General features: G+C 73.6%; 7 protein-coding genes and 1 riboswitch. Of the genes, 4 read left to right on the top strand and 3 right to left on the bottom strand.

The window, feature by feature from the left end; genetic code table 11:
- Window positions 1–287: 287 nt before the first annotated feature.
- The 3 genes from AB0C96_RS33720 to thiO all read right to left on the bottom strand — a co-directional run bounded on the left by AB0C96_RS33720 (window position 288) and on the right by thiO (window position 2,592).
- Window positions 288–1,142: a thiazole synthase gene (locus AB0C96_RS33720; RefSeq protein ID WP_362922812.1), complete on the bottom strand. Its 855-nt coding sequence runs from the start codon at window positions 1,140–1,142 to the stop codon at window positions 288–290.
- A gap of 8 nt (window positions 1,143–1,150) precedes the next feature.
- The gene (thiS, locus tag AB0C96_RS33715; protein ID WP_362922810.1) at window positions 1,151–1,372 is read right to left on the bottom strand and encodes a sulfur carrier protein ThiS; all 222 of its coding nucleotides are present in this window, start codon (window positions 1,370–1,372) and stop codon (window positions 1,151–1,153) included.
- Window positions 1,369–2,592, bottom strand: a complete 1,224-nt coding sequence (gene thiO, locus AB0C96_RS33710; protein WP_362922808.1) for a glycine oxidase ThiO — start codon at window positions 2,590–2,592, stop codon at window positions 1,369–1,371. The genes thiS and thiO overlap by 4 nt, the downstream gene beginning before the upstream one ends.
- Window positions 2,590–2,702: riboswitch (TPP riboswitch) on the bottom strand. It overlaps the preceding gene by 3 nt.
- A 177-nt stretch (window positions 2,703–2,879) precedes the next feature.
- Between thiO and AB0C96_RS33705 the strand changes: the two genes are divergently transcribed.
- From AB0C96_RS33705 to metF, 4 genes are all read left to right on the top strand, one after another.
- On the top strand, window positions 2,880–4,160 hold the full coding sequence (locus AB0C96_RS33705; protein ID WP_362922806.1) for an FAD-dependent oxidoreductase: 1,281 nt from the start codon (window positions 2,880–2,882) through the stop codon (window positions 4,158–4,160).
- Between the two features lie 172 nt (window positions 4,161–4,332).
- Window positions 4,333–4,698, top strand: coding sequence for an Rv2175c family DNA-binding protein (locus AB0C96_RS33700; RefSeq protein ID WP_362922804.1), 366 nt, complete (start codon window positions 4,333–4,335; stop codon window positions 4,696–4,698).
- A gap of 118 nt (window positions 4,699–4,816) precedes the next feature.
- Window positions 4,817–5,467, top strand: coding sequence for a thiamine phosphate synthase (gene thiE, locus AB0C96_RS33695; RefSeq protein WP_362922802.1), 651 nt, complete (start codon window positions 4,817–4,819; stop codon window positions 5,465–5,467).
- A gap of 152 nt (window positions 5,468–5,619) precedes the next feature.
- Window positions 5,620–6,537, top strand: coding sequence for a methylenetetrahydrofolate reductase [NAD(P)H] (gene metF / locus AB0C96_RS33690; protein WP_362922800.1), 918 nt, complete (start codon window positions 5,620–5,622; stop codon window positions 6,535–6,537).
- The last annotated feature ends 21 nt before the right edge of the window (window positions 6,538–6,558 follow it).

Here is a 6,558-nt window from a genome sequence, read left to right as displayed (position 1 = left end):
GTGCCGCTGCGCGGGGCTGTTCGGCTGCGGGTGCGGGCCTGCGGGGCTGGGTGTCCGGACTGCTTCGCTTTACGTCCGGACACCCAGCCCCTCCGGCCCCCACCCTCCCGTGGGTGGGAAGGAAGGAGGCCGGTGGGGGCTCGCACGAGTGGTCCCCTGCCCGCAGTGAACAGACGGCGCCAGCCCCCACAAGTAATCCACCCACTCACCGCACCCAACAACCCACGCCCGCCGCAGGCGCAACGGCGAGAAACCAGCACGGCGGGCCAGACGAAAACGTGGGGGGATTAAAACGCTGGCCGCTCGGGGTCCAGGTCTGCGACCCCCTCCGTAGGGGACGACGCCACCGCGAAATGGCGTCGTGGGATCCGGCCCGCACGGGCCGCCAGGCGGCCGGCCTCGACCGCGTGTCGCATGGCGGCGGCCATCAGCTCGGGTTCCTGGGCGCGGGTGACCGCGGACGCCAGCATGACCGCCGCGCAGCCCAGCTCCATGGCGACGGCGGCGTCCGAGGCGGTGCCCGCGCCGGCGTCCAGGATGACCGGGACGCCGGCCCGCTCGGTGATCAGCTGGAAGTTGTGCGGGTTGCGGATGCCCAGACCGGAGCCGATCGGCGAGCCCAGCGGCATGATCGCGGCGCAGCCCACGTCCTCCAGCTTGCGGGCCAGTACCGGATCGTCGTTGGTGTAGGGCAGCACCGTGAAGCCGTCGTCGACCAGCGTCTCGGCGGCGTCCAGCAGCTCGATCGGATCGGGCAGCAGGGTCCGCTCGTCGGCGACGACCTCCAGCTTGACCCAGTTCGTGCCGAGTGCCTCCCGGGCGAGCCGCGCGGTGAGCACCGCCTCGCCCGCGGTGAAGCAGCCGGCCGTGTTGGGCAGCACCTCGATCTTGTGCCGGTCGAGGACGGACAGGACCGAGCCCTGCACGGTGGGATCCAGCCGGCGCATGGCGACCGTGGTCAGCTCGGTGCCGGAGGCGATCAGGGCGCGTTCGAGGACGTCGAGGCTGGGCGCGCCACCGGTGCCCATGATCAGGCGGGAGGTGAAGGTGGTCCCGCCGATGGTCAGCAGGTCGGGGCCGGTGGCGGAGCCGCCCCGGGGCGCGGCGGAGGACGTCCCCCGGAAGAGCGCGGTATCGGACATGTCCTGGATCAGCCTCCCTGGACCGCGGTGAGCACCTCGACGCGGTCGCCGTCGTCGAGCGGGGTGGCGGGCCACTGGGTGCGCGGCACGACGACGTCGTTGACCGCCGCGGCCACCCCGGTGGGCGCCGTGGACAGGGTCGAGACCAGCCGGTCGAGGGTGAGCCCGCCGGGGATCTCACGGGCCTCGCCGTTGACGGACACCGAAACGGTGGGGGTGGGGGCGCTCATACGGGCTGCTCCTCCGGAAGGCGGGGGCGCGCGGTCCCGGAAGCGGTGGGGGAGAAGCGCGCGGGGGTGAAGGGACGGGCCTCCTCGGGCAGGTTCCCGGTGGCCAGCACCTCGGCCATCACCTCACCGGTGACCGGCGTCAGCAGCACGCCGTTGCGGAAGTGGCCGGTGGCCAGATGGAAGCTGGGCAGTTCGGTCGGCCCGAGGAGCGGGGCGTTGTCGGGGGAGGCGGGGCGCAGCCCGGCGCAGGTCTCCACGAGGGGCAGCTCGGTGATGCCGGGGACCAGCTCGTGGGCGTCCCGCAGCAGTTCGTACACCCCGCCCGCGGTGACGGTGGTGTCCCAGCCCAGCTCCTCGCTGGTGGCCCCGAGGACCAGCTCGCCGTTCTCCCGCGGCACCAGATAGAGGGGGTTGCCGCGGACCACGGCCCGTACGGTGCGGGACAGGAAGGCTGGGGAACCGGCGGGCACGGCCGGCAGCCGCAGCCGCAGCACCTGGCCCTTGACCGGCCGCACCGGCGGCAGTAGTTCCTCGGGCACCCCGGCCAGCCGGCCGCTGCGGCTGCCGGCGGCCAGTACGGTCTGACCGGCCGACACCCGTGTGCCGTCGGCGAGTTCGGCGCCCGTGGCGCGGCCGCGGTCGACCGTTAGCCGCTCGGCCCGGCTCCGGTGGAACACCACCCCGGCCCGCTCACAGGCCGCCAGCAGCGCGCTCGCCAGCCGGCGCGGATCGACCTGGTGGTCGCCGTCCACCCGCAGGCCGCCGCGTACGCCGGGGGCCAGCATCGGCTCCAGGCGGCGGCACTCGCGGCCCGCCAGCCATTGGGAGTCCAGGCCCGAGCGGAGCTGTAGGGCGTGCAGCTCGCGCAGGTGGGCGCGGTCGTCGGCGTCCAGGGCGACGGCCAGGGTGCCGCACCGCCGGTAGCCGATCCGCTGCCCGCTCGCCTCCTCCAGCTCCTCGGTGAACCGGGGGTAGCGGCGCGCCGAGGCGAGGTTGAGGCCCAGCAGGGTCTGCTCCCCGTAGTGCAGCTCGGAGACCGCGGCCAGCATCCCGGCCGCGACGTACGCCGCACCGCCACCGGGCGCGGGGTCGGCCAGCGCGACGGTCAGCCCGCGGCCGGCCGCCCGCCAGGCGGTGACCAGGCCGATGACGCCGCCCCCGATGACGAGCACGTCGGGGTGCCCGGTGTCCGATCTCGATGGTGTGGCAGGTGGATGCATGGGCGTCCAGCCCCTCCCTTCGCCGGCATGACCCGGATCAGGTTCGTACGGTCGGAGGCCGGCCAGCCTCCCTCTCAGCCCGGTGCGTCCGGGCTCCCGCGAGTGCGTGTACCCGTCACCCTAGTACGGGGGCGCGAGGCGCCGTAAGGCGATGTCCGGGTGTGCGCGCGGGCGTCCCGGCGTACGCGGGGCGGCCCCGCGCCCCGCTGTCGCCGCGTGTGACGGTGTGTCAGAGATCTCCTTGCGCGCTGCGCGGGCGGCGTGGCACACCGGCCTAGAGTGAGTGGGTGAGCGAGCAGAGCATGTCCTCCCCGTCCTCTGACCACACGCCGCGCGTGGTGATCGTCGGCGCCGGAATCGCGGGTGTGCAGACCGCGGTCGCCCTGCGCGAACAGGGCTGGCGCGGCGCGATCACACTGCTCGGCGACGAGCCCCACCAGCCCTACGACCGGCCCCCGCTGTCCAAGGCGGTGCTGCTGGGCAGGGCCGACAGCCCCACCTTCGACGTGGACTTCGCCGGGCTCGGCATCGACCTCCACCTCGGCCGCCGGGTCACCGCCCTGGTTCCGGAGGACCACCGGGTCGATACGGCCGAGGGCCCGGTCCGCTACGACCACGCGGTGATCGCGACCGGCGCCGACCCGATCGCGCTGCCCGGCAGCCGGGGCATGCCCGGCGTCCACCTGCTGCGCACCCTCGACGACGCCGAACGGCTGCGGCCGGTGCTCGCCGCCCAGCACGAGATCGTGGTCGTCGGGGCCGGCTGGATCGGCGCCGAGTTCGCCACCGCGGCGCGCGAGGCCGGGTGCGCGGTCACCGTCGTCGAGGCCGCCGACCGCCCGCTGGCCGGTGCCCTGCCCGCCGAGGTCGCCGCCCATATGACCTCCTGGTACGCGGACGCCGGTGCCGAACTGCGCACCGGTGCCCGGGTCGCGTCCGTCACCGCCGGTGCGGTCACCCTCGCGGACGGCACCGTGCTGCCCGCCGACGCCGTGGTCGTCGGGATCGGCGCCCGGCCCGCCACCGCCTGGCTGGCCGGCTCCGGCGTCGAGGTCTCGCCCGACGACGCCTCCGTGCTCGCCGACGAGCGGCTGCGCACCTCCGTACCCGATGTCTACGCGGTCGGGGACTGCGCCTCCTTCCCGTCCACCCGTTACGGCAGCCGCCTGCTGGTCCACCACTGGGACAACGCCCTCCAGGGCCCCCGTACGGTCGCCGAGAACATCGCCCGGGGCGGGGCCGAAGACGTGGTCTACGACCCCGTCCCGTACTTCTGGTCCGAGCAGTTCGGCCGGTTCGTGCAGTACGCGGGGCACCACGGGGACGCCGACGAACTGGTCTGGCGCGGCGACCCGACCGGCGCCGCCTGGTCGGTGGTCTGGCTGCGCGGCGAGGAGGGCGCGGGCGAGGCGCCGTCCGGTCGGCGGGCCGGCAGGTTGGTCGCGCTGCTGGCCGTGGGGCGGCCGCGGGACCTCGCCCAGGGCCGCAAGCTGATCGAACGGGGTGCGGTCCTCGACCGGGACCGGGCGGCGAACGCGGCGGTACCGCTGAAGGCCGCCGCCGAGTAGGGGCCGGAGCCGGGGCACCGGGGTCGTCCGGGGCACCGGGGGCATCCGGGGGCAGTCGGGGGTGCGCCGCCGGGCGCCTCGCGGGGGGGCGTCGTCACTCTCCGGGGTGCCGGCGACCCCTGATGGCGATGCCCGGCTACCGGCTGTCAGTGCGAGGTGGCAGGCTTGTCCTGTGACCGAGATTGACGCAAACATCGATGGACTCGTCCCCGCCTGGCTCACCCTCCCCGACATCGCCGAAAAGCTCGGCGTCGAGGTGACCCGCGTGCGGCAGCTGGTCAAGGAGGGCCAGCTGATCGCGGTGCGCCGCGGCGAGAACAGGGTGCTTCAGGTGCCCGCCGATTTCATCAAGGACGACAAGGTGGTCAAGGGCCTCGTCGGCACGCTCACGCTCCTCAAGGACGACGGCTTCACCGACGAGGAGATGCTGGAGTGGCTGTTCACGGAGGATGAGACCCTGCCCGGTACCCCGGCGCAGGCGCTGCGCGAGAATCGCGGCACGGAGGTGAAGCGCCGGGCCCAGGCGCTCGCCGTCTGATCCGCCCGGTGCGGCCCGCTCCCGACAGCGACCGCACCGGCATCCGTAGCCGCATCCCAGGGGCGTACGGACCGGAAGGCCCGGCCCGTACGCCCCCGACCTGGGGGGAAACCGCCCGATGAGCACCGCACGACAGGCCCTGTCCGACGCCCGGCTCTACCTCTGCACGGACGCCCGCACGGCCCAGGGCGACCTCCCGCAGTTCCTGGACGCGGTGCTGGCCTCGGGCGTGGACATCGTCCAGCTGCGCGACAAGGGCATGGAGGCCGGCGAGGAGCTGCGGCACCTGGAGGTGTTCGCGGACGCCTGCCGGCGGCACGGCAAGCTGCTCGCGGTCAACGACCGCGCGGACGTCGCCCACGCCATCGGCAGCGACGTGCTGCACCTCGGGCAGGGCGACCTGCCGGTCCCGGCGGCCCGCGCCGTCCTCGGCCCGGACGTCGTCATAGGCCGCTCCACCCACGCCGAGGCCGAGGTGGACGCCGCGATCGCCGAGCCGGGCGTGGACTACTTCTGCACCGGCCCCTGCTGGCCGACGCCCACCAAGCCGGGCCGCCACGCCCCCGGCCTCGACCTGGTCCGCTACGCCGCGGCACGGGCCCCCGAGCGCCCCTGGTTCGCCATCGGCGGGATCGACGCCGGCAATCTGGACGAGGTGCTCGCCGCCGGTGCCCGGCGGGTCGTGGTGGTCCGCGCCCTCACGGAGGCCGACGACCCGGGGGCGGCAGCGGCCGCGCTGGCCAAGCGCATCCGCGGCTGGGACGCGTAGGAGCCCCCGCGGGCCGGGGACCGGGCCGGACGCGGCCCCCTCGGCGGGTGCGCCGGAGCGGAAAATGTCCAACCAGTGGACATGAACCGGACCAACCAGGCATTACGTCGAAGACGGTTGGTGTGTGCCCGGCCGGTGGTTAACCTGCCCGTATGGCCCTAGGTACAGCTTCCACCAGGACTGATCGCGCGCACACGGTGCGCGAACTGCTCGCCTCCGGCAAGCAGTCCTACTCGTTTGAGTTCGCCGCCCCCAAGACGGAGAAGGGCGAGCGGACCCTGTGGAACGCCATTCGCCGGATCGAGGCCGTCGCGCCGACCTTCGTCTCCGTGACGTACGGCGCCGGCGGCACCTCCCGTGACGGCACGGTGCGCGCCACCGAGCGCATCGCCACCGACACCACTCTCACCCCAGTGGCCCATCTGACCGCGGTCAACCACTCCATGGCGGATCTGCGCAACATCATCGGCCAGTACGCCGACGCCGGGATCCGCAATATGCTCGCGCTCCGCGGCGACCCGCCCGGCGACCCCATGGGCGAGTGGGTCAAGCACCCCGACGGCATCGCCTACGCCGCCGACCTGGTCCGTCTGATCAAGGAGTCCGGCGACTTCTGCGTCGGCGTCGCCGCCTTCCCCGAGATGCACCCGCGCTCGACGGACTGGGACACCGACGTGACCCACTTCGTCGACAAATGCCGGGCCGGCGCGGACTTCGCGATCACCCAGATGTTCTTCTACGCCGAGGACTACTTCCGGTTGCGGGACCGCGTCGGTGCCGCGGGTTGCTCCACACCGATCATTCCGGAGATCATGCCGGTTACGAACGTGCGCCAGATCGAGCGGTTCGCTCAGCTCAGCAATGCGGCCTTCCCGCCCGAGCTGGCCGAGCGGATCCTCGCCGTCAAGGACGACCCGGCGGCGGTACGCTCCATTGGCATCGAGTACGCCACGGAATTGTGTGCGCGTTTGATGGCCGAGGACGTTCCCGGGTTGCACTTCATTACCCTGAACCACTCCACGGCGACCCTGGAGATCTACGAGAACCTGGGGCTGCACCAGCGGTCCTGATCACGGCTGGCCGGCGGGCGG

The sequence above is a fragment of the Streptomyces sp. NPDC048506 genome, assembly GCF_040651315.1.
Taxonomy (GTDB): domain Bacteria; phylum Actinomycetota; class Actinomycetes; order Streptomycetales; family Streptomycetaceae; genus Streptomyces.
The sequence above is the reverse complement of the archived record's forward strand: the minus strand, read 5'-3'. Positions and strand labels throughout refer to the sequence as shown.

Coding starts and splice junctions, on each gene's coding strand:
- AB0C96_RS33720 (WP_362922812.1), bottom strand. CDS start 1,142: ATGTCCGATACCGCGCTCTTCCGGGGGACGTCCTCCGCCGCGCCCCGG.
- thiS (WP_362922810.1), bottom strand. CDS start 1,372: ATGAGCGCCCCCACCCCCACCGTTTCGGTGTCCGTCAACGGCGAGGCC.
- thiO (WP_362922808.1), bottom strand. CDS start 2,592: ATGCATCCACCTGCCACACCATCGAGATCGGACACCGGGCACCCCGAC.
- thiE (WP_362922802.1), top strand. CDS start 4,817: ATGAGCACCGCACGACAGGCCCTGTCCGACGCCCGGCTCTACCTCTGC.
- metF (WP_362922800.1), top strand. CDS start 5,620: ATGGCCCTAGGTACAGCTTCCACCAGGACTGATCGCGCGCACACGGTG.